The organism is [Anoxybacillus] calidus (assembly GCF_013760845.1).
GTDB classification, from domain to species: Bacteria; Bacillota; Bacilli; order Bacillales; family Anoxybacillaceae; genus Paranoxybacillus; species Paranoxybacillus calidus.
The window spans coordinates 13955-35770 of record NZ_JACDUU010000010.1; the positions used below are offsets into that span (position 1 = coordinate 13955).

The 21816-nt window shown below is 38.2% G+C and carries 25 protein-coding genes, 1 pseudogene and 1 riboswitch; of the genes and pseudogenes, 20 read left to right on the plus strand and 6 right to left on the minus strand.

Annotated elements, in window-relative coordinates; all coding sequences use genetic code 11:
- Positions 1-11 precede the first annotated feature (11 nt).
- The 7 genes from HNQ85_RS15685 (at position 12) to HNQ85_RS15715 (ending at position 3718) form a co-directional block, all read left to right on the plus strand.
- Positions 12-425 (plus strand): nucleoside 2-deoxyribosyltransferase, encoded by a 414-nt coding sequence (locus tag HNQ85_RS15685; protein WP_181538670.1) that lies wholly within the window; start codon positions 12-14, stop codon positions 423-425.
- Positions 412-777, plus strand: a complete 366-nt coding sequence (locus HNQ85_RS15690; RefSeq protein ID WP_181538671.1) for a cupin domain-containing protein — start codon at positions 412-414, stop codon at positions 775-777. Before HNQ85_RS15685 ends, HNQ85_RS15690 begins: the two co-directional genes overlap by 14 nt.
- On the plus strand, positions 777-1298 hold the full coding sequence (locus tag HNQ85_RS15695) for a GrpB family protein (protein ID WP_181538672.1): 522 nt from the start codon (positions 777-779) through the stop codon (positions 1296-1298). Before HNQ85_RS15690 ends, HNQ85_RS15695 begins: the two co-directional genes overlap by 1 nt.
- A 222-nt stretch (positions 1299-1520) precedes the next feature.
- On the plus strand, positions 1521-1823 hold the full coding sequence (locus HNQ85_RS15700; protein ID WP_181538673.1) for a hypothetical protein: 303 nt from the start codon (positions 1521-1523) through the stop codon (positions 1821-1823).
- 24 nt (positions 1824-1847) lie between these two features.
- Positions 1848-2159, plus strand: coding sequence for a hypothetical protein (locus tag HNQ85_RS15705; protein WP_181538674.1), 312 nt, complete (start codon positions 1848-1850; stop codon positions 2157-2159).
- Between the two features lie 42 nt (positions 2160-2201).
- Positions 2202-3365, plus strand: coding sequence for a tryptophan synthase subunit beta (gene trpB / locus HNQ85_RS15710; protein WP_181538675.1), 1164 nt, complete (start codon positions 2202-2204; stop codon positions 3363-3365).
- 146 nt (positions 3366-3511) lie between these two features.
- Positions 3512-3718 (plus strand): hypothetical protein, encoded by a 207-nt coding sequence (locus HNQ85_RS15715; RefSeq protein WP_181538676.1) that lies wholly within the window; start codon positions 3512-3514, stop codon positions 3716-3718.
- Here HNQ85_RS15715 and HNQ85_RS17730 read toward each other — a convergent pair.
- A pseudogene (locus HNQ85_RS17730) lies at positions 3718-3855 on the minus strand (IS3-like element ISBth8 family transposase); the annotation flags it as partial. The gene HNQ85_RS15715 and the pseudogene HNQ85_RS17730 sit on opposite strands and share 1 nt — an antisense overlap.
- A gap of 344 nt (positions 3856-4199) precedes the next feature.
- On the opposite strand from HNQ85_RS17730, the gene HNQ85_RS15720 reads away from it, so the two are divergent.
- Positions 4200-5108, plus strand: a complete 909-nt coding sequence (locus HNQ85_RS15720; RefSeq protein ID WP_181538677.1) for a C40 family peptidase — start codon at positions 4200-4202, stop codon at positions 5106-5108.
- Between the two features lie 65 nt (positions 5109-5173).
- Here HNQ85_RS15720 and HNQ85_RS15725 read toward each other — a convergent pair whose 3' ends face one another.
- The 4 genes from HNQ85_RS15725 to HNQ85_RS18110 all read right to left on the minus strand — a co-directional run bounded on the left by HNQ85_RS15725 (position 5174) and on the right by HNQ85_RS18110 (position 8484).
- Complete coding sequence (locus HNQ85_RS15725; RefSeq protein WP_181538678.1) at positions 5174-6007, minus strand: MetQ/NlpA family ABC transporter substrate-binding protein; 834 nt, start codon at positions 6005-6007, stop codon at positions 5174-5176.
- A 38-nt stretch (positions 6008-6045) separates the two neighbouring features.
- Positions 6046-6711: a methionine ABC transporter permease gene (locus HNQ85_RS15730; protein WP_181538679.1), complete on the minus strand. Its 666-nt coding sequence runs from the start codon at positions 6709-6711 to the stop codon at positions 6046-6048.
- A complete protein-coding gene (locus tag HNQ85_RS15735; protein WP_181538680.1) occupies positions 6701-7714 on the minus strand; it encodes a methionine ABC transporter ATP-binding protein in 1014 nt (337 codons plus the stop codon). The genes HNQ85_RS15730 and HNQ85_RS15735 overlap by 11 nt, the downstream gene beginning before the upstream one ends.
- A 211-nt stretch (positions 7715-7925) precedes the next feature.
- A riboswitch (SAM riboswitch) is annotated at positions 7926-8034 on the minus strand.
- Positions 8035-8334: 300 nt separating this feature from the next.
- Positions 8335-8484 (minus strand): GNAT family N-acetyltransferase, encoded by a 150-nt coding sequence (locus tag HNQ85_RS18110; RefSeq protein ID WP_409994147.1) that lies wholly within the window; start codon positions 8482-8484, stop codon positions 8335-8337.
- Positions 8485-8641: 157 nt separating this feature from the next.
- Between HNQ85_RS18110 and HNQ85_RS15745 the strand changes: the two genes are divergently transcribed.
- From HNQ85_RS15745 to HNQ85_RS15790, 10 genes are all read left to right on the plus strand, one after another.
- Entirely contained in the window at positions 8642-9118 is a 477-nt protein-coding gene (locus HNQ85_RS15745) for a GNAT family N-acetyltransferase (protein ID WP_181538681.1), read from the plus strand.
- 176 nt (positions 9119-9294) lie between these two features.
- On the plus strand, positions 9295-9981 hold the full coding sequence (locus HNQ85_RS15750) for an HAD-IA family hydrolase (protein WP_181538682.1): 687 nt from the start codon (positions 9295-9297) through the stop codon (positions 9979-9981).
- Between the two features lie 150 nt (positions 9982-10131).
- Positions 10132-11082, plus strand: coding sequence for a GNAT family N-acetyltransferase (locus tag HNQ85_RS17735; RefSeq protein ID WP_246326897.1), 951 nt, complete (start codon positions 10132-10134; stop codon positions 11080-11082).
- Positions 11083-11127: 45 nt separating this feature from the next.
- Entirely contained in the window at positions 11128-11577 is a 450-nt protein-coding gene (locus HNQ85_RS15760) for an NUDIX hydrolase (RefSeq protein WP_181538683.1), read from the plus strand.
- Between the two features lie 30 nt (positions 11578-11607).
- Positions 11608-11826: a hypothetical protein gene (locus tag HNQ85_RS15765; protein WP_181538684.1), complete on the plus strand. Its 219-nt coding sequence runs from the start codon at positions 11608-11610 to the stop codon at positions 11824-11826.
- Positions 11827-12209: 383 nt separating this feature from the next.
- Positions 12210-12695, plus strand: a complete 486-nt coding sequence (locus HNQ85_RS15770) for a GNAT family N-acetyltransferase (RefSeq protein ID WP_181538685.1) — start codon at positions 12210-12212, stop codon at positions 12693-12695.
- 92 nt (positions 12696-12787) lie between these two features.
- Complete coding sequence (locus tag HNQ85_RS15775; RefSeq protein WP_343046560.1) at positions 12788-13117, plus strand: YnfA family protein; 330 nt, start codon at positions 12788-12790, stop codon at positions 13115-13117.
- Between the two features lie 334 nt (positions 13118-13451).
- A complete protein-coding gene (locus tag HNQ85_RS15780) occupies positions 13452-13718 on the plus strand; it encodes a hypothetical protein (RefSeq protein ID WP_181538687.1) in 267 nt (88 codons plus the stop codon).
- 1121 nt (positions 13719-14839) lie between these two features.
- The gene (locus HNQ85_RS15785; RefSeq protein ID WP_181538688.1) at positions 14840-15934 is read left to right on the plus strand and encodes a CotS family spore coat protein; all 1095 of its coding nucleotides are present in this window, start codon (positions 14840-14842) and stop codon (positions 15932-15934) included.
- A 2-nt stretch (positions 15935-15936) separates the two neighbouring features.
- On the plus strand, positions 15937-17616 hold the full coding sequence (locus HNQ85_RS15790) for a glycosyltransferase family 4 protein (protein WP_246326898.1): 1680 nt from the start codon (positions 15937-15939) through the stop codon (positions 17614-17616).
- Positions 17617-18584: 968 nt separating this feature from the next.
- On the opposite strand, the gene HNQ85_RS15795 is transcribed toward HNQ85_RS15790, so the two are convergent.
- A complete protein-coding gene (locus HNQ85_RS15795; RefSeq protein ID WP_343046555.1) occupies positions 18585-18953 on the minus strand; it encodes a helix-turn-helix domain-containing protein in 369 nt (122 codons plus the stop codon).
- A gap of 288 nt (positions 18954-19241) precedes the next feature.
- On the opposite strand from HNQ85_RS15795, the gene HNQ85_RS15800 reads away from it, so the two are divergent.
- Both HNQ85_RS15800 and aspA read left to right on the plus strand, forming a co-directional pair.
- Complete coding sequence (locus HNQ85_RS15800; protein ID WP_181538689.1) at positions 19242-20258, plus strand: asparaginase; 1017 nt, start codon at positions 19242-19244, stop codon at positions 20256-20258.
- Positions 20255-21694, plus strand: coding sequence for an aspartate ammonia-lyase (gene aspA, locus HNQ85_RS15805; RefSeq protein WP_181538690.1), 1440 nt, complete (start codon positions 20255-20257; stop codon positions 21692-21694). Before HNQ85_RS15800 ends, aspA begins: the two co-directional genes overlap by 4 nt.
- Positions 21695-21816 lie beyond the last annotated feature (122 nt).

Genomic DNA, 21816 nt, shown 5'->3' on the forward strand with positions numbered 1-21816 from the left:
AGCGTGAAAAAATGAAATTTTATATCGCCTCTAGTTTTGCCAACAAAGAAGCGGTTCGCGCTTTGGCAAGCTTTCTTATAAAAGAAGGTTTTACACAAACGTATGATTGGACAAAAAATGAACGCGCGGTAACGTTAGAAGATTTAGCACGAATCGGGGAGGAAGAGAAAAACGCGGTTATATCTGCGGATTTTTTTATTTTATTGCTTCCAGGCGGAAAAGGAAGTCATGTGGAGCTAGGGATTGCACTCGCATTAGGAAAGCGCATCTATATATACTCGCCAGAAGATGAAGTGAACGATTTTGCGACAGCAACAACATTTTATCACGTATCGAATGTGAAGAGATTTACTGGTTCAATAGAAGAATTTGTTGAAAAACTTATTTCCTATGAAAAGGTGAATGAGGTATATGAAAATCAGTAAACAAACCGCCGATCATTACATCTGGGGAGAAAGGTGTGATAGATGGCATTTAGTCAAAGACAGCAATTTGAGTGTTATTCACGAACGCATGCCGTCAAACACGTCAGAAGTCAAACATTATCACGAAAAATCGCGGCAATTTTTCTTTGTGTTATCAGGAACCATTACAATTGAAGTGAATGGTAATATAATGAACCTCGATAAGCATGAAGGCATCGAAGTTCCACCGCTTGTTCCACATCAAGTGTTTAACCAATCGGAGTGTGATGCCGAATTTTTAGTCATTTCACAGCCGGCAAGCAAAGGCGATCGAATATTACTCGATTTTCATGATGAAAAGGAGAATGGTTAATGAGAAAGGTAGAAGTTGTTCCATTTAATGAGAGTTGGTCTGTCATGTTTGAAGAAGAAGCACGAAAGATGAATACCATTTTTGGCAATGAAATCGTTGCTATTTATCACATTGGAAGTACGTCGATTCCTGGCATGTATGCTAAACCAATTATTGATATTTTAGTAGAGGTAAAAGACATTGAGAGCGTTGATCACTACAACGAGCAAATGTCGGCGCTTGGTTATCGGGCGATGGGGGAGAATGGGATTTCCGGACGAAGATATTTTCGTAAAGGTGAGGTAGAAAGAACACATCATATCCATGTGTTCGAAACGGGAAGCGAGCATATTACAAGGCATTTGGCGTTTAAAGAATATATGATTGCCCATCCTGAGGAAGCAAAAGCATATAGCGAATTGAAACAAAAGCTCTCTGAGCAGTTTCCAACCGATATTAAATCCTATATTGAAGGAAAAGACCCGTTTATTAAAGAGACAGAGAAGAAAGCATTGCAGTGGTATAAGCATCGTAACGGTTAAAGGACCATCATTCCCCCTTCTTTTCCGGGCATTTTTTTCTCATTCCAATAACGGTATCTGATAGAATGATTAGAGCATTTATTGTTATACTTTATTTTTTTCAATACTAAAGATGAGAAAATGGAATTTTTATCTTTATCAGTTCAATACGTCATTTTTTATCTCGTGCCCCTGTTTATGCCGTAAAATAAAAACTTGTCATTTCAAAAAAGGAGAAGAAAGGTGTGTCGAGGAAAGTTCTGTTTTCTTCCATTTTTCAGCTTCATCTTACTGTTCATGACTATTTTCGAAATGAAACCCAACGCCGCTCCGTCTCCTTCCGAAATTGAAAAAGCAAAACAAGAAGCTCCTCTGCATGTTATCGGCACGGTCACTTCCGATCAGCTGTACAAAGACATAACAGAAGAAAAAGAAATCCCTGTTCAAATAAGAAAAATAATCCTCGATGTTAGACAGATTTTAAAAGCTCCAACTAATGAAATACTCACTACAGTTGATATCTTCTACACATACATTCCTTCTTGAAAGGCATACTCAGGTGCAAAACGAATGGACATTGCCGTTGGGGATGTCATTGAATTTTGGCTGGAAAAAGGGGAGTACGGTTGGGAGCCAGCATTATCAGGCGATACAGTGAAGCATATCAAGTGCGTAAAAAACCGCAAAGAGCCGATTCCAGAACCATTTTTACATTTAGTAAAACGTAACGTTCGCACAGTTCGGTTAAGATATTCCAGTGTTACTGTATGGATTGGAATCCTCACTTTCCTTTTCACGTTCGTCCTGCTGGCTTGGAGGAAACAAAAAATGATTTTTGTAAGAAAATACAGAAAATTCGTTGACTTTCATAGGCAAAGGTAATATCCTAATTATGAAGTTTGAAAAGCAGAGGAGAGATGAGCAATGAGTTTAGTTCAGCAAAGAAGAGGTTATTTCGGAGAATTTGGCGGGAGTTTCGTGCCACCGGAACTGCAGGAAGCGCTTGACTATTTGGAGGACCAGTTTTTTAAGTACAAAGATGATCCGGAATTTAACGAAGAATTTAAGCACTATTTAAAGGAATACATCGGACGAGAAAATCCGCTTACGTTTGCTGCCCGGCTCACAGAGCGTTTAGGAGGGGCAAAAATTTATTTGAAGCGCGAAGATTTAAACCATACAGGTTCACATAAGATTAATAACGTCATCGGACAAATTTTGCTTGCGAAACGAATGGGAGCAAAACGCGTCATCGCTGAAACGGGTGCGGGACAGCATGGTGTCGCCACTGCGACGGCTTGTGCGATGTTTGGAATCGATTGCACCATTTATATGGGTGAGGAAGATACAAGACGTCAGGCATTAAACGTGTTTCGCATGGAGCTTTTAGGTGCAAAAGTCGTTCCGGTATCAAAAGGACAAGGAAGATTGAAGGATGCAGTCGATGAAGCGTTAAATGACCTTGTTGAAAATTATAAGAACACGTTTTATTTGCTTGGTTCAGCGGTTGGACCTCATCCATACCCAAGCATCGTCAAACATTTTCAGTCTGTCATAAGCGAAGAAAGCAAACGACAAATTTTAGAAAAAGAAGGACGTTTGCCGGATGCGGTCATCGCTTGCGTCGGCGGAGGAAGCAACGCGATTGGGGCATTTGCTCATTATATTGATGAACTAAGCGTACGTCTGATCGGCGTCGAGCCGGAAAGAGCAGCAACGCTTACAAAAGGTGTCCCAGCCGTGCTTCATGGATTTAAATGTTTAGTATTGTTAGATGAAGAAGGAAATCCTCAGCCGACTTATTCGATTGCCGCTGGTCTTGATTATCCGGGAATTGGTCCTGAGCACAGCCATTTAAAAGTTTCCGGACGTGCCGAGTATTATACAGTTACGAACGAGGAAGTGCTTGAAGCATTTCAAGTGTTATCGAGAACGGAAGGTATTATTCCAGCACTTGAGAGCGCCCATGCTGTTGCTTATGCGCTGAAGCTGGCGCCGATATTAAGCCGAGAACAAATCATCATTGTCAATCTTTCCGGACGTGGAGATAAAGACGTTGAGCAAGTGTTTCGGATGCTAAAGTCATAAAAATAACGAGTTGTTAGCGTGGAACCTGTGGTCATTGACCACGAGTTTCACGTTTTTTATTTGTACATGCAACAAAGATAAGTCGAAATTTGCAGTGTTTTTATACTTATAAATTAGAATAATAGATAGAAAGGAGAGGAAGAAATATGGCTGTTTCAACAGTATTAAAATGGATTAGCGGGGGACTTGAAGCGTTGTTAGGAGTTCCTATTTTAGGAGGGAAATTGGTCATTGCTTTAGCGTGGACTCCGTTAGCGGTGATGTTCATTTTACATGTGGTTACATTAGTTTTTTCGATTCGCGAAGGAGAAAAGAAGCATGGAAGCATTTTAGGAATCGTCACTTCTTGTTAATCTTCAAAAGACTCGCCATTTTGAACTTTCTTGACCCATTGTGCAATCCGGGCATCACTCTTCATTCTAAAACGTTCACTCAGCTGCCGATAAGACCAGCTTCCCTCCAACTTCAAACGAACTACTTCATGTTTCAGATTTTCCGAATATGAGTGAAAAGATTATCCTTTCTTATCCATAAAAAATCCTCTCGAAGATAGACTCCTAAGAACGTCCTATCAAATGTCCTCTTTTTTGTTGTCTACCTGTAGGAGATAATACTATTCTTGGTTAAAATAATAAAATTTCCATTCAATCCAAAAATAATAATACGAGAAAAAAAGATACTTCGAACGAAACAATACTTTTTAATCTGTAATGTAACTGTAATAGATTTGTAACCACTTCTTATTCTTTTTGTTATAAATTATCTATTTTTTTTTAAATATAATGGTTAATGTTAACAGAATGAATATCCAAAATACAATTGGAGGGGCACAAAATGAAAAAATCATTTATTCTTATAGGTACAATTATAAGTTCTTTATTAGCGAGTCAAATTGCTTTCGCTAGTAATTATACCGTCCAAAAAGGAGATACGCTTTGGGGAATATCGAAAAAATACAACACTACTGTAGAAACATTAAAACAAATGAATCATTTAACTTCTAATCTTATTTTCCCTGGACAAATATTAAAAGTTAACGAAAAAGAAGATACATATGTAGTGAAGGCTGGTGATACCTTAAGTAAAATTGCAAAGCAATTTAATATGACTGTTAATGTGTTATTAAAAATGAATCCTGAAATTACTAATCCAAATTTTATTAAGGTTGGTCAAACCATTCGTTTGTCTGAGTCGGTTCCAGCTCCTGTTCAAAAGCAAGCGACATCTTCACAAAAAAAAGTGAACAAACAATCAACAACTAAACCAGAAACAGTGTCTTCTTCAAACCAAAAAGTTTCTAAACATTCCCCGGTTTCAACGGTATCTACCACTCCTTCCGAAAATAGCACAAAAGCTGAGAATTCTTCTTTGGCTGATCGAGTAATTCAAATTGGAGAAAAATATTTAGGTGCTAAATATTTATATGGTGCTAGTCCATCTCGCACAGATGCATTTGATTGCTCATCCTTTACTATGCGGGTATTTAGTGAAGCTGGAATTTCCTTACCTCGCAGTTCGGCAGCACAATCACAAGTTGGCACACCGGTTTCTTTAAATCAGCTTCAAAAAGGAGATATAGTGTTCTTTGATACAGACTTCAATGGAACGATCAATCACGTTGGAATTTATGCGGGTAACGACCAAATATTAAATGTTTCAACTTCCAAAGGTGTTTCTTATGTATCGATTGATTCTTCTTATTGGAAAGAACGCTTGGTGAAAGCCGTACGTGTAATCAATTAATCTATGAAAAAGCAATGGTTTAAATGTGAAACGCCGCTAAAAGAGCGGCGTTTCGCAATACGGATTTATTGTTTTCGCTTTAACATCCACTCTGGCTTACCGAAGCCTTTAAATTGTTCATCGATAACTTTTTCAAATTCTTCGGATTCAACTGCTTCTTTGATATCTTTTACAAATGGTTTGTTCAAATCTTTTGTATTTACTACAACACGGTTGCGGTATTGATCAGGCATCTTTTCTAATACAAGTGCGTCAAGAAGGTTCATTTTTGCTGCTAATGCATAGTTTCCAGGAACGGCAGCTAAATCAACACTTTCTACTGCACGAGGTAATTGACCTGCTTCAATTGGCTTAAACTGAAGGTTTTTTACATTTTCCTTTACATCTTTCTCAGAGACCGTTAATGGATTTGCAGATGGGTCGAGTTTAATTAATCCTGCATCTTGTAAGATTAAGAACGCTCTTGCTGCGTTTGTCGGGTCGTTAGGAATAGCAATCTGACTGCCTTTTTTAATTTCGTCTAGTGACTTAAATTTATTTGAGTAAATTCCCATCGGCGCAGTTGGAACGATAATCACTTCTGAAAGGTCAAGGTTATTTTGTTTGGCGAATGTTTCCATATAAATTTTGTGCTGGAATAGGTTCGCATCTAAATCACTGTTAGCGAGAGCCATATTTGGTTGTATGTAATCGCTGAATTCTACGACTTTTACTTTATAGCCTTTCTTTTCAAGAATGGGTTTAATCGCTTTATTCACCATGTCGCTGTAAGGACCAGAAGTAGCCCCAATTGTAAGTTCTTTCTTCTCTGTAGAATTGGAAGCTGTTTCCTTACTTCCGCAGGCAGCAAGAAGCCCGAAGGATAACAGTAAAACTAGAAAGATCGATAATTTTTTCATAAAAAATCCCCCTATCATTATTAGTATTTTCAAAGACCTTATCGCTTATCAGCGAGACGAGCAATACGGTCGCCTGCAAACTGAATCATTTGCACAAGGCAGATTAAAATGACAATCGTCGTAATCATGACAGTATTGTCGTAGCGGTAATAACCAAAACGAATCGCGAGGTCCCCAATTCCTCCGCCGCCAACAATTCCAGCCATCGCTGAATATCCGACTAAACTTATCGTTGTAATCGTAATTCCGTGTATAATGCCGGGGCGGGCTTCAGGTAAGAGGACGTCTTTTATAATCATCCAAGGTGTGGCGCCAACAGCAACAGCTGCTTCGATTACACCTTTGTCAATCTCTCGCAAAGAAGTTTCTACAATTCTAGCAAAAAACGGAATCGCTGCAACGGACAACGAAACAGAAGCCGCTGTAGGTCCGATGGTTGTCCCTGTAATGAGTTTAGTGAGTGGCAATAGCCCAACAAGTAAAATAACAAAGGGAATAGAACGAATCATGTTCACGACAAAGCCGAGAACTGATTTAACGGTCGTATTTTCTAAAAACAGACCGTGGTCGGTGACGAATAATAAAATCCCTAAAGGAAGTCCAGCGATAATAGCGATTACGAGAGAAATAGCGACCATATAAATCGTTTCTAAGAATGCTTTATTTAGTTCAGGAACTAAATTCAGAAGCGAATCAAGCAACATTTTTAATGACCTCCAATCCATTTGTTCTTAGCGAAATATAATCAATGGCTCGCTTGATTTCATGAGGATCTCCTGTAAGTTCCATAATGAAAATTCCAAGCGGCATGTCTTGAATGTACTCAATTTTTCCGTGTAGAATATTTCCTTTTACTTTAAATGTTTGGAGCATATCAGAAACAATTGCTTCTTCAGCCATCTCGCCTTTGAACTGAATTTTTACAATCGTTCCTGTACGTTTTTTCAGCAAATGGTCCGGAATCTCAAACTGCAGAACACTATGAATAAACGATTTTGTCAGTTCTTCTTTTGGATTTGTAAAAATGTCATACACGGTTCCTAATTCAATTACTTTCCCATCCTGCATTACCGCAATACGGTCACATATGTCTTTGACGACTTCCATTTCATGAGTTATTAAAACGATCGTAATTCCAAGTTCGCGGTTAATCTTTTTCAGTAAGGCTAAAATCGACTTTGTCGTACTTGGATCAAGCGCTGATGTTGCTTCGTCGCATAAAAGGACAGTTGGTTCATTTGCGAGTGCGCGTGCAATTCCGACTCGTTGTTTTTGACCGCCGCTTAGTTGAGAAGGATACGCATCTCGTTTATCAGCAAGACCAACCATTTCCAGTAGTTCATTTACTCGTTTCTCAATTTCTTCTTTTGATTTTTTGGCGGCTTTTAAAGCAAATGCGACATTTTCAAAAACCGTTTTTGAACTAACGAGATGGAAATGTTGAAAAATCATTCCGATCTTTAAGCGTGCTTGGCGTAATTCCTTTTCATTTAAAGTGGTCAAATCAACACCATCGATGATGACTTGACCGGATGTCGGACGTTCTAAAAGGTTTATGCATCGTAATAGAGTACTTTTTCCGGCACCGCTATAGCCGACAATACCGAAGATTTCTCCATTTTTGATCGTTAAAGAAACATTGTCCACCCCAATGACCTTATTTTTTTTAGACGAATACACTTTTACTAAATTCTTTACCTCAATCATCGAATCCCTCGCTTCTATTTTTTTGCTTTAGAAATATATTGAAATATTTATATATTTTTAAAAAAATGAAGAGAAGAAGGCAACCACGGATAAATGTTTACCTTATCCAACAATAGGATTTACTCTCCTCGTTGCATGATTATCCTTGCAAGTTTTGCTAATAAAAAATGCCTCTTCCATTCAGAAAGAGGCATCGGGTATCTATGTACACGACTTATCTTTCAGAATGGAAGCCATTCTGCAGGATTTGGCACCGTTCCTTTTATCAGGAGGTTGCCGGACGTCATAGGGCCTGTTCCCTCGGTCACTCTCGATAAGCGGTTGATTGTATTCAATTTTTATATAAATCATAATTCTTAAAAAAATGGTTGTCAATATACGTTTTTTTATTAGTGTAAAAGATAACGCTTACATCCTTGGTGTATATAGGAAAAATTTTTTTTATATAATATTGAATATGAAATCAAACTGCCTGTTAAACAATCGCCACCTGTTTGTTGAACCACGAATAAGAGGCATACATTCTGTTTTTAGCTTTTCTAACAAATATCGAATATTTTGTTGCGTTATCAAACCCTAATTTTTCTGCTGACTTTGGCTAAGTTATTACGATCACACTTTCACCTTGGAATAAAATCATTTTGTAAGCCATGCTCAATCAATGCCTTAGCAGTAATAAAAGCTAAACCATTCCCCCTATATTCTTCGTGGGTTACAATATCAATCTCAGCTATTGTATTACCAACCAATATCGATGTGCATTTACTCACAACCCTTTTCTTATGTAAAACACAATACCCAAAAGCATTTGCAAGAAAATTGGACCAAATGCTCTTGTTTATTTTACAGGGAACAGAAGGAATAGGTTATGAAATATCAAATATATTCTTTATTTACGATGATTAATAGAAAGGAGATAAAAATTAGATGAATCTTATGATTCGATTAGCAAGGGCAGATGAGGCTGATTTGGTTCACCGAGTAATGATGTTGGCTTTTGAGGAATATAGGCATATAGATATTCCTTCAAGTGCACTCAATGAAACCGTATGTTCAATACAAAGTTCGCTAAAAAATGGAACTGAAAAAGCATTACTTTGCTTCGATGATGATGTCCCACTAGGTTCTGTCAGATTTAAAACAGATAAGAATACTCTTTATTTTTCTCGTCTATCTGTTTGTCCTGAGGCAAGAGGAAGGGGAGTTGCGAAATCCATGTTAAAATGGCTTGAGGACTATGCAAAAGAACATGGAAAATCAGAGGTTTGGTGCAGAGTTCGAATATCCGTTCCGCAGAATATACAGTTGTACAAGTCAGCTGGATACAATGTTTGTATGGAAGAGGTTGTAACGAATCCAAATGGGTTTCCAGTGAAAACCGTGGTTATGAAAAAAGAATTTTGAAAAGAGAACGTGTTTTTTACAATTGAAGTTTAGTTCTTTTAAAGAGATTTTTGTAATGTATCTCTCTTCGCTATAATTATTGCCATTCTCCATTTGTGAACAGGAAAGTATGTTGTTTTTCAAATACCAAACGTTAAGAGCAATGGAAAATAAGTGAACAAAAAGAAGTTATTTTTATGAACGTTATTCGGTTTGCGGTGATTTTTGATATGGACGGAACGTTGTTTCAAACAGAAAAAATTCTTGTTCCGGCACTCCATAAGACGTTTGATCGATTGCGGAGCGCAGGTGAATGGAAGGGAGAAACGCCTGTTCAAAAATATTTAAAAATATTAGGGGGCACTCTCCCAGAAGTATGGCGACAACTTTTACCGGATGCTGCTGAAAAAACTCGTGAAGAAGCAGACAAGTGGTTTCTTGAATATTTAATAGAAGAAATACAACAAGGAAATGGCGAATTATATCCAGAAGTAATGGCAACTCTTGAACAGCTCAAGAAAAACGGAATTCCTCTTTTTGTTGCCAGCAATGGTTTGGAACGATATATAGATGCCATTAATCAATATTTTTCTTTGGGACAATATATCATTGATTTTTACAGTGTAGGTCGTTTCCAATGCACGTCTAAATCTGCTTTAGTCGGTAAATTGCTGAAGGATTATCGCATTGAAAAGGCGATTATGATTGGAGATCGAATCTCAGATATTCAAGCGGCTAAAGACAACAAATTATGGTCAGTTGGCTGTCAATTCGGGTTTGCGGATCATAGTGAACTAGCGGAAGCGGACTATATTGTAAATCAGTTTTCAGAAATCGTTTCTATTGTCCAAAGGATTTGGCAGAAAGCAGATGTAGTTAGCTAATATAGTAAAAAGCGATTATTTTTACAGTAAAGTAGGATTTTGTATATAAATGTCGAACATATTATAATACGATTCTTTTGTTACGAGAGCTATCGCCGCGGATAGCTCTTTCACTGTTTCATTGAGGATAGGCAGCAGGGGGGACAGAGGATGATTCGCAGAGCAAGACGCGAGGAGGCAGACGAATTAAGTCAATTATCTTTCCGATCTAAAGGGTTTTGGGGATATAGTGACGACTTTATGGAAGCGTGCCGTGATGATTTAACCGTATCAACCAAATATATTGAATCTTCACCTGTTTATGTAGCAGAGATAAACGGAAAGATTGTTGGTTTTTACGGTTTAGTTTGCTCGAAAAGCAACGCCGAATTACGTGACTTATTTGTTGAGCCAAAAATGATTGGCAAAGGTATTGGAAAACAATTGTGGGAGCATATGATTAAAACAGCACGGGAATTACAAATTCAGAAAGTTTTCATTCATAGTGACCCGCATGCCGAAGGATTTTACAAAGCGATGGGAGCAAAGCGAATTGGTGAAGTCATTTCAAGTGTTTTTCCAAATCGCACACTTCCTTTATTAGAGTTTCAAATTCAAGATTTCGAAAAAGATGCGGAACATAAGGAAAGAAAGGTTGTTATTACGACAGCCAGCATCGACGATTATGAAAACATAAATGATATTGTTAAGGAAGGACAAGATGAGCACGCAGAAGCGCTTCCAACTGTTTTTGCCAAAGTCGATGTTGTGATGCCAATTGATTATTACCAACAGTTATTAAATGATAAAAATAGCGAAGTTTTGGTTGCTAAGCTGGACGGACAGGTTGTTGGATTTGCAGTATTGGAAATAAAAGAAGCTCCGCCGTTTGCTTCTCTTGTCCCGCGGATGTATGCTTATATAAGCGACTTCGGCGTAAAAAAAGCATTTCAAAACAACGGTATTGGTAAACAATTATTTTTTGCCTGTGTAGAGTGGGCAAAAGAAAAAGACGCCTCCTCGCTTGAATTAAATGTTTGGGAGTTCAATCAAAAAGCCATTACGTTTTACGAGAAGCTTGGTATGAAACCATTGAGCCGCAAGATGGCAATCGATTTATAGACGGTAGGAGTAGGTTTACGTGGGGAGAAAATGGAGGAAAATAAAATGGGATATATCGAGGAATTACGTGCGATTGTCGGTCATCGGCCGTTAATTTTAGTTGGTTCTCTTGTCATTATGAAGGATGAGAAGGGGCGAATATTGTTGCAACAGCGAAAACATCCGTACGGATTTTGGGGACTTCCAGGAGGGCTAATGGAACTTGGAGAATCAACGGAAGAAACAGCGCGGCGAGAAGTATGGGAGGAAACAGGTTTAATACTCGGGAATTTAAAGATGATTGATGTCGTTTCCGGGGCGGACAACTTTATTAAAGCGCCGAATGGGGATGAATTCTACATGGTGACGGTTGTTTACGAGACGAGCGAGATTAGCGGAGAGCTACGCATCGATCAACAAGAATCACTCGATTTTCGTTATTTTCAAACGAGTGAACTGCCAGAGCAAATCGTAAAAAGTCATCGCCGTATATTAGAAGATTATTTAAAAAAATGACGAGCGTTTAAAGAAAATGAGGTGAGAGAAATGAAATTTTTTCTGCTTTTCTTGCTAGGTATATTCGCTGCTCTTTTTTTCTTCGTCTTTCTATCAAATACAACGAAAACACATAAACGAAATAAAAGAGGCGATAGCGAAGTGCTTCCGCCGTTTTATCATGATACTTCATCCACCAATGATCACAACGATCACAGCGATTTCAGTGGAGGTGGTGGTGGAGACGGTGGAGGGGGAGGCGGGGATTGAACGTTTACATGCTCCGTTAAGGAATGGTGCTATTTTCTTCAGCGATAGATAAAGAAGAACGCCTAAAAAGTACCGTCAAATGAACTGACGGTCTTTTTAATCAGTCTAAAAGTTAGAAAGTATCATGTTTCATTGTTTCACAGTCTTATAAATAAAGAATATGTTGCGATGGAACAACAAAAAATGAGACAAACCGAAAACTTTCGTGAAGGGGTTCGTGCCTTTTTGGAAAAACGCAAACCCAATTCCCTAGCAAATAAACGGAATGATGAAATGTTACAGGCACTCTCATTCTTCAAAAATGTATAGATGAAGATGAAATGGTTCATTCAAGGGGAGAGTGCGACAGCGCTATGTGAACATTGAACGAAAGAAGGGATAGGATGCTTACTGTTCGCCCACTGTCAGAACAAGACATGGACTTTTTCATGGAGATGCGTTATGAAGCCATTTATATGCCAGAGGGGAAACCGCTGAAAGAAGAGCTTCTGAGTCTTCCTCACATCAAAAAATATAGTGACGGATGGGGAAGAAAAGGGGACCGAGCGTTTATCGCTTTCACATCCGATCAAAAACGAGTCGGTGCGGTTTGGTATCGCTTGTTTAGTGCAGAAAACAAAGGATACGGATATGTGGACGATGAAACGCCTGAGTTAGGAATTGCGATCGTTCCTGAATATAGAAAGCAAGGAATCGGTACGCTACTTTTAGAAAAAATCATCGAACAAGCCAAACTTGATGGCTATAAAGCTCTTTCGTTGAGCGTCGATCCTCGAAACGAAGCGGCCGTTCAGCTTTATCAAAAACTGGGATTTGAACAATGCGGCATATCGGGGACATCTTGGACGATGAAACGAAGTTTATCATGACAGTTGAGAATACTTCTACGTAGAAGCGAGCGGGAATTATTTGCCCGTTTTTGCTTCTATTGAGGCGTTATGAATACGATTGGGAGGATAAGATATTATTGGTAGCTATATTATTATTTGTTCTTGCTGGATTAGCAGAGATTGGCGGAGGATATTTAGTTTGGTTATGGCTGCGAGAAGCCAAACCGCTCTCGTACGGAATAATAGGAAGCCTTATTCTTATAGCTTACGGAATCATTCCAACTTTACAAAGCTTTCCAACGTTTGGCAGGGTTTATGCAGCGTATGGAGGCATTTTTATTGTTCTTGCCGTTCTCTGGGGATGGTGGGTGGATAAAAAAACGCCCGACTTGTATGACTGGATAGGAGCGCTCATTTGCTTGATTGGCGTATCGGTCATGTTATGGGGACCTCGTTCATAAACGATGTATCCGAGAGTATGAGAGTGATGTTTGAACAGGATGTAAAAAACATAGGGAAAGGTTGATATGCTTATAAAAGAAATTCATTTGAAACATTTGGATATTTATTTCATCAGGGGAATATTTTAAACAAATAAAACGGTCCGTATTCGGTCAGTTTTATTGATTGATGAGAACATATGAAATCAATGCTGCAAATAACCCTACGCATTTAGAAGCGGGAGACTTCTTTTGGAAATTCGTTAAAACAATGTCTATTAGTTTGACATGATGCCCGATAAAAAAATTGATTTTTAGGAAACACTAATGAAAACAAAAACAGGAGGAAGCAGGCATGTCATGGATCGAAGGACGCATTATTTCCGGTGAATATGACAATGAAATGAACGTCTTCACCATCCAAAAGTTAAAACAGTTTTTCGTGGAATCCGTTCTCCAACCACACCAGATGCAACATCTGTCAGACTATCTGAAGAATCATCAAAATGAGGAGGAAGGACAAATTCTCATTCTTTACGATCAAATGCCTGTAAGATTGTCACAGGAAGAAATAAAGCAATTCATCGCGGATTTAGATGAAATTCAGTCTCGCTGTAAATGAACTAGTATCTGTCATCACCTGGATTCAAGTGTCGAGTAAATAACAACCTTATTGCAGCAGAAGCTTGAGCGGCTTCTGTTTTTATTTAGGTGAAAAAGCTGCTTTACCTACGCCGTTCGACAACATTTTTATCAATATTAGCTATGATGAGTGTATAGAATGTCCAAGGAGGACAGCAGTAGCGAATAAAGGAGCGAGCGAAAGCGATTTTACGAGATTAATTGAAAATTTCATCACTTACTCCGCGAAGATTGCAATATGAAAGACCATCCCAAGTAGCCATATATAGATTATGTGAGTGATATGAGTCTGAATCATCGGAATGAACTAAATATCCGCTAACAGGTATCTCCATCGTTTTTCTCCTCTCATTCATTTTTCATAAATCATATGATGATGGACGTATAGATGTATGGGTTCGTATCAAAATTTATTATGTGCTGTACCGAATCCAAATTTTTTATTTTTAGGAGAATAATGAATCAAAGGAACAATTGTCATGGTATATTGAGATTTAAAAGAGAAGGCTACCTAAAAACGGATTAAACCTTAACATGATTTGAAAGCTATAAAACCAGAAGCATAAACGGTTTTCTGTCTTTTATTACATCTGTACCGTTCAGCAACATCTTTCAAAAATATAAATGCAAACAAAAATGAATGAAGAGCCGAAATATGCAGTTGTGCTAAAAAAACGCCTTTACCGTTATATCTGTCTATACCGTATTAAATAATGTTGCATAACTTATTAATGTATTTAACCCAACACTAAGCATTCCATCGATAAAGGAATCTAGATGATTGATGACCGGTTTTGAAGAAGCAAATAAAAAGGAAAATTTCAATCCACTAGTTATAGACTTTTTCTTTATGTGATCGTCTATTCAGTGGACATCACCCCCTCTGGATAGGTTATGGTAGCACATTCATTCTAAGCCGGATTCGTGTTTTTCTATCTTTAGAAAATGATTGAATGAAATTTGTTTATTTCATTTCTTATCGGGGGTAAGATTTAACGGGAGGGTAAAGTCCTTTATTAGATGAATGAACGACAAAAATCATGTTTTGTCTAAGTATGGTGGCATAGAGATGATACTTCTCTATTTCATAGGAGGGATAGTGTGGAGAAGATGGTAATTGAACCATGGGTAGTCGATGAACTTACTCATGAATTTTTTGTACCTGACTATATTAATCAAATAGCAGAGGAGGTTCTTCAAAGCTACGATTTATCCGTTAAGAACATTCAAATAATCACAACTAAGCCGGACAAGGGTGGAGCGATTTGGAAGATTGAGACAAATTTAGGGCCAAAAAGTTTGAAGCTGTTACATCGGAGACCAACCAGAAGTTTGTTTAGCTTAGGGGCTCAGGAATATTTAGTTGATGTCAGAGAAGCAAGGGTTCCACCAATTGTAAAAACAAAGGACGGAAAAAATTATGTTGAAGCAGGAGGAAAATTATGGTTTGTTGCAGAATGGATCGAACCATTGGCACCAGTTACAAAAGATTTGGAAGGAGCAAAGCAGCTTTGTTATGCTCTCGGCGAATTCCATCGTTTAAGCAAGGGGTATATCCCTCCTGAACAGGCTGAAGTAGCTTCAAGATTGTATAAGTGGCCAAAAAACTATGAGAAGATCATAGCTAAAATGGATTGGTTTCGAAACATTGCCAAAGCTTATGAGGAAATGCCAGCAAGTTCACACTTATTGAATGTGGTAGATCAATTTGAAGAACAAGCAAGAAGAAGTCTAGAAAGACTCAATCAATCAAGCTATTTTGAATTGATTAAACACGGAAATGCGTATTGGGGGTTAGTTCACCAGGATTATGGTTGGTCTAATGGGCAAATGGGAGCGGAAGGAATGTGGATTATTGACCTTGATGGTGTCGCATTTGACCTTCCGATTCGTGATTTGAGAAAGTTGATTAGTGGTACAATGGCGGATTTATATAGATGGGATGTGACGTGGGTACGGGAAATGATTAAGGCTTACCATGAAGCCAATCCGATAACACCTCAATTATATGAAATTTTAATGATTGATTTGTCACTGCCAAACGAATTTTATAAAAATATAAAAGAAGTCGTGTATGAACCTGAACTATTTCTCAACGAACAAACAACACAATTAATTCAAACGATTGTTGAAACCGATCAATCGAAGTGGCCTGTATTGGAAGAAATCCAAAACGACTGGAAGGGGATGGAATAAACATGAAAATTTTAATGATTTGTACTGAAAAACTTCCTGTTCCTCCTGTATTAGGAGGAGCAATCCAAACTTATATTTCCGGTACTCTTCCACATTTAAGCAAATTTCATGATATTACGGTTTTGGGAATTAGTGATCCATCACTTCCAGATCAAGAAACCATAGATGGAATTCATTATGTTCGCGTACCAGGAAAAGTATTCGAAATATATCGAGAAAATGTTGTTCGTTATGTTGAATCAAATCAATTTGATCTGATCCACATTTTTAATCGTCCACGCCTCGTCATGCCTGTTCGAAATGCAGCTCCCCAATCAAAAATTACCTTAAGCATGCACAATGATATGTTCAATCCAGAAAAAATTGATCCAGAAGAAGCAACAGCAGCATTAGAACAAGTGTCAAATATTGTAACGGTTAGTGATTATGTTGGAAATGTAATACGTGAGCTATATCCACAAGCCTCACCAAAGATACGCACGATTTATTCCGGAGTGGACACTGAGAGATTTTTACCTGGAAATCATCCAAAGATGCAAAAAATACGCAAGGAAATTCGTCAAGCAAATGGTTTAGAGAATAAAACGGTTATTTTATTTGCAGGAAGGCTTTCGAACAATAAAGGGGTCGATAAGTTAGTTAGAGCGTTACCGGAGCTTTCAAAAAAATTTAAAGATTTAGCTCTGGTAATAGTAGGAAGTAAATGGTTTAGCCAAAATGATGTAACCGATTATGTAGCCTATGTACGGGCATTGGCAAAAAAGCTGCCGATACCAGTTGTGACAACTGGCTTTGTGGTACCGGATGAAATCCAAAATTGGTTCGCTGCAGCTGATTTATTTGTATGTACTTCGCAATGGCAAGAACCGTTGGCACGGGTACACTATGAAGCGATGGCAGCAGGTCTTCCGATTGTAACAACTGCAAGGGGAGGCAATCCAGAGGTTATTCTCTCAAAAGAGAACGGTCTTATCGTGGAGAATCCGGAAGATCCAAGCTGTTTTGTAGAAACGCTTTCACAAATATTATCAGACAAGTCATTGATGAAAAGAATGGGGGAGAAAGGAAGAGAACTTGCTGTTTCCCGTTACAAGTGGGATAGAGTAGCTTCCGAGCTGCTTGAAGTTTGGAAGCAAGCTAAAGAGGTTGAACAAGCAAAAACGAACGAAGAACATGTTGTTGAATCAGAAAATGATAGAATAACAGAAGAACAACCAAAAGCAGTTAAACAAGCAAAAACGAACGAAGAACATGTTTCTGAATCAGAAAATGATAAAATAACAGAAGAACAATCAAAAGCAGTTAAACCAGCAAAAATGAACGAAGAATATGTTACTGAATTGGAAAATGATCAAATAATGGAAAAACAACAAAAAGAAGGTACGGAGGAACCAACACAAGATTCATCAACGGAAATGGATTCAATTCATGAACAAATTAGAGACAAAACTCGCCGAAAACCTTTTATCATTACAAGTGGCGTTTCAAGAAATCGAAAAATAACAAAACGTGAAGAAAAAAAACTAAAACGTGAAGAAAAAAAACTAAAACGTGAAGAAAAAAAACTTAAAGGTCAGAAAAAAATCGCTAAGCTAGAGGAAAAACTAGCATCCGGTGAGATTGACAAAAAAGAATATGAGAAAGAACTAGCAGAAATTCAAACGAAATTCAAACTGAATTAGCTGAGACACGTGCGGAAATAGTTAAAGAGGTCAATGAAAAAGTTGACAAAGTATCAAAAAAGAAATATTAGAAAAAGTTACTGATAAAACGTGAAAGTGAACATAAGGAGAAAAGCTGTCCTTAAAGGTTCTTGAATGAATCCTTTGAAGGCAGCTTTTTTTGTTGTTTTCTCCATTTAAAATAACTCTGATATTAGCAATGGTTCAGGAACGGCTGCGAATGGCTTGTCTTTCCAATTGCTTCATTGGGGATGGGATGAGCAATCATTTCTTTTTCTGCATTAGATAGATTTTAAAAAAGCGATTGCTCTGGTTAATGATTCAGCATGCGGACTAAATATGGGGATTTGTACACAGAATATCCATCGTGACTTGTATACTATCCGGTAAATTGAATCAGGTGGGGGGCCAAGACATACCTACTATATGTTTTATGGAGGGAAAAGAACGCTGTTACGGACGCGAGGGCATGAAATACGCGGTACAAGAAATGACAGACTTTTAAAATTCTGTTTCCTTAAAGATTGACTTTAAACCGAAACAATCGATTTCTTTGATAGGAAATGGAGCAAAAGAAAGAAATCGAACAAACTATTTAACAGTTGGAAGGGTTTGAAAGCTTAAAACGATGTCTGCTTGAGGAATGTGTTCCTGTTTATAAATAGCAGCGCGCAGCCTTGGTATTGTGTTAATAGACAGCAAAAGGCTTCATAAGGACTGTTTATAAAATCAAAAATACGGATGGAAGCTTGATAAAAGAAGATTTGATTAGTTTTATAAAAATAATAAGAGAAAGTTGTTTTTATATTTTTACGCTTCCATAAGTCAAATCATGAGTAAACGAGTGAATAGGATGGGAGAAAAATAAAGATCAATGGTACACAAATGCGTCGCTCTCTGAGAATAAGTGTCGACGCATTTATGTTTCCGAGAAAGAATGACATGTGAATAACATGCCGATTTTCATATTATCGTTTTGCTTCGACTTCTCTTTTTACTCGGATAAAGGCGATGAATTGATTTAGTTCATCTTGTGAAAGACTCTTTCCATCTATTGTTAAACGAACTTTAGCTAATAGATCTTTTTCTGTCAGTTCCAAGCTCTTCATTTTGTCCTTATGCTCTAGCTCGAAGGAGGAGTTGTCCACCATGCCTAATAAATAGTCAACGGATGTTTCGAACAGACTTGCAATCTCTTTTATGGCTTCCAAAGAAGGTTGACGGTATCCCGATTCATAGCCAGCGTATGTGCTTTTTGCAATTCCAAGCTGATCAGCTGTATATTGCAATGACCACTTTTTTCTTTTCCTCAATTCCGATAATCGTTTCGATATCACCGGCTCGTCCTCCTTGCTTTCTTTCGTTTGATCTTATAATATCATCAGTGTTTTTTATTAAAGTTGAATCATAAAACTCAATGTTCGCGAAATGAATAAAAAATACTTGTTATTCTCGTCTATAATTAATATAATTTTAATCGGTTGGTCGCGTATCGCGTACAATTGATACTTATAATTTACACTAATCTACCTTTTGAAAACAATAGCAACGTTCGTTCTCTTTATTTGCGAAAAAATAAATCCTCTATTCTTGAAGCGATTTTTTTCTCAGAGGAGGTGTGAAAGATGAAAAAGTTATTATTATTAGCTACCGGCGGAACGATCGCTTCGGTAAAAGGAGAAAATGGTTTAACACCGGGTATGACAGCAGAAGAGCTGATCAGCTATTTACCGAAACAGGATGAAAAATATATGATAGAAAGCAAAATTTTAATGAACATTGACAGCACGAATATGCAGCCGGAATATTGGGTGAAAATGGCCCAAGCCATTTATAACAACTATGACGCTTACGATGGTTTTGTTATTACCCATGGAACGGATACAATGGCGTATACAGCAGCGGCGCTTTCGTATATGCTGCAAAACTTAAGTAAACCGGTCGTTCTTACAGGATCTCAAGTGCCGATCGGGTTTAAGAAAACAGATGCGAAAAAGAATATCGCTGATGCGCTTCTGTTTGCCTGTGAGGAGATCGGTGGTGTGTATGTTGTTTTTGACGGCAGAGTGATTATCGGGACAAGAGCTGTGAAAATGCGTACAAAAAGCTATGATGCATTTGAGAGTATTAACCATCCGTACATCGCCTATATCGAGCGGTCAAAAATAACGTATTATTTTGAAATTCCGCCTGTAAAAGGAAAGTTAAAACTCGATACATCGTTATGTCCGGATGTTTTCTTGTTAAAACTTTATCCTGGAACAAAACCGGAAATTTTTGATTACATAAAACATCTTTACAAAGGAGTCATTATTGAGAGTTTTGGAAATGGTGGCGTGCCTTTTCAAGAAAGAAACTTGCTTCCAAAAATAAAAGAACTTATCGATTCAGGAATAGCGGTTGTCATCACAACTCAATGCTTAGAGGAAGGGGAAGATTTAACCCTTTATGAAGTGGGACGGAAAGTTGCGCAAAATATGGTGATTTTTTCAGGGGATATGAATACAGAAGCGATTGTCCCGAAGCTCATGTGGGCATTAGGAAAAACAAACAACCTTATGGAAGTAAAGAAAATCATGGAAACCCCAATTGCAAGGGACATTACTCCGGAAGCTGAAAAAAGAAAGTGGGGAGTAGAATGATCGAAATGAAATTATGCCGCCGAGAAAAAGATTTTCTCGGAGAAAAAGAAATTCCTGAGAACGCTTACTATGGGATTCAAACAATGCGTGCGGTTGAAAACTTTCCTATTACGGGATATCGTCTTCACTCATCTTTAATTCAGGCGATGGCGATGGTGAAAAAAGCCGCCGCATTAGCGAACATGGAAATAGGGCAATTAGACCCGCATCTTGGTAACGCGATCGTTACAGCAGCACAAGAAATTATCGAAGGGAAATGGCACGATCAATTTATTGTTGACCCCATTCAAGGCGGGGCTGGCACGTCCATTAACATGAACACGAACGAAGTAATTGCAAACCGAGCGCTTGAACTAATCGGGGAACGGAAGGGAAGCTATCATATTATAAGTCCAAACAGCCATGTAAACATGTCCCAGTCAACCAATGATGCTTTTCCGACCGCTATTCGTATTGCCGTTTTAAGTATGTTAGAGAACTTGTTGGCGACTATGGAACATATGCATGATGTTTTCGCAGAAAAAGCGAAGCAGTTTGACCATGTCATAAAAATGGGCCGTACGCACTTGCAAGACGCCGTCCCTATTCGGTTAGGACAGGAGTTTGAAGCGTATCGGCGCGTCTTAGCTCGTGATATTAAACGGATTAAACAATCTCGGCAGCATCTTTATGAGATCAACATGGGAGCAACGGCGGTTGGAACAGGATTGAATGCAGATCCCCGCTATATTGAACTCGTTATTAAGCATCTCTCAGAAATTAGCGGATTTTCGTTCATTGGTGTCGAACACCTCGTTGATGGTACGCAAAATACCGATGCTTATACGGAAGTTTCTGCGGCATTGAAAGTGTGCATGATTAATATGTCGAAAATCGCCAACGACTTAAGGTTGATGGCATCGGGACCTCGTGCAGGATTCGCTGAAATTACATTGCCGGCTCGACAACCTGGTTCTTCTATCATGCCAGGGAAGGTGAATCCAGTCATGGCTGAAGTCATCAATCAAGTTGCTTTTCAAGTCATAGGTAATGATCACACAATCTGTTTGGCGTCAGAAGCGGGGCAGCTCGAGTTAAATGTTATGGAGCCGGTGCTTGTTTTTAACTTACTTCAGTCCATTAGTATTATGAACAATGCGTTTCGTGTATTTACGGATTATTGTTTAGCTGGAATTGAGGCAAACGAAGAGAAGTTAAAGGAATATGTAGAAAAAAGTGTGGGCGTTATTACTGCCTTAAATCCTTATCTTGGCTATGAAACAGCATCTCGCATTGCCCGCGAAGCTGTGCTTACTGGAAAATCCGTCCGAGAATTATGTAAGTCTTATAATCTATTAACAGAACAAGAATTGGATGCGATTTTAGATCCTTACGAGATGACCCGTCCTGGTATTGCAGGATCTAAACATCTAAGCCATTATTTTAAAAATGAATAGCATGAAAAAAGCGTCGAGACCCGATATAGGTTTCGGCGTTTTTTCTTTTCTAGTACACGTACAAAATTAATGGGTAAAAAGACCTATTTACAATATTATGCAAATATATATTAATATAAACT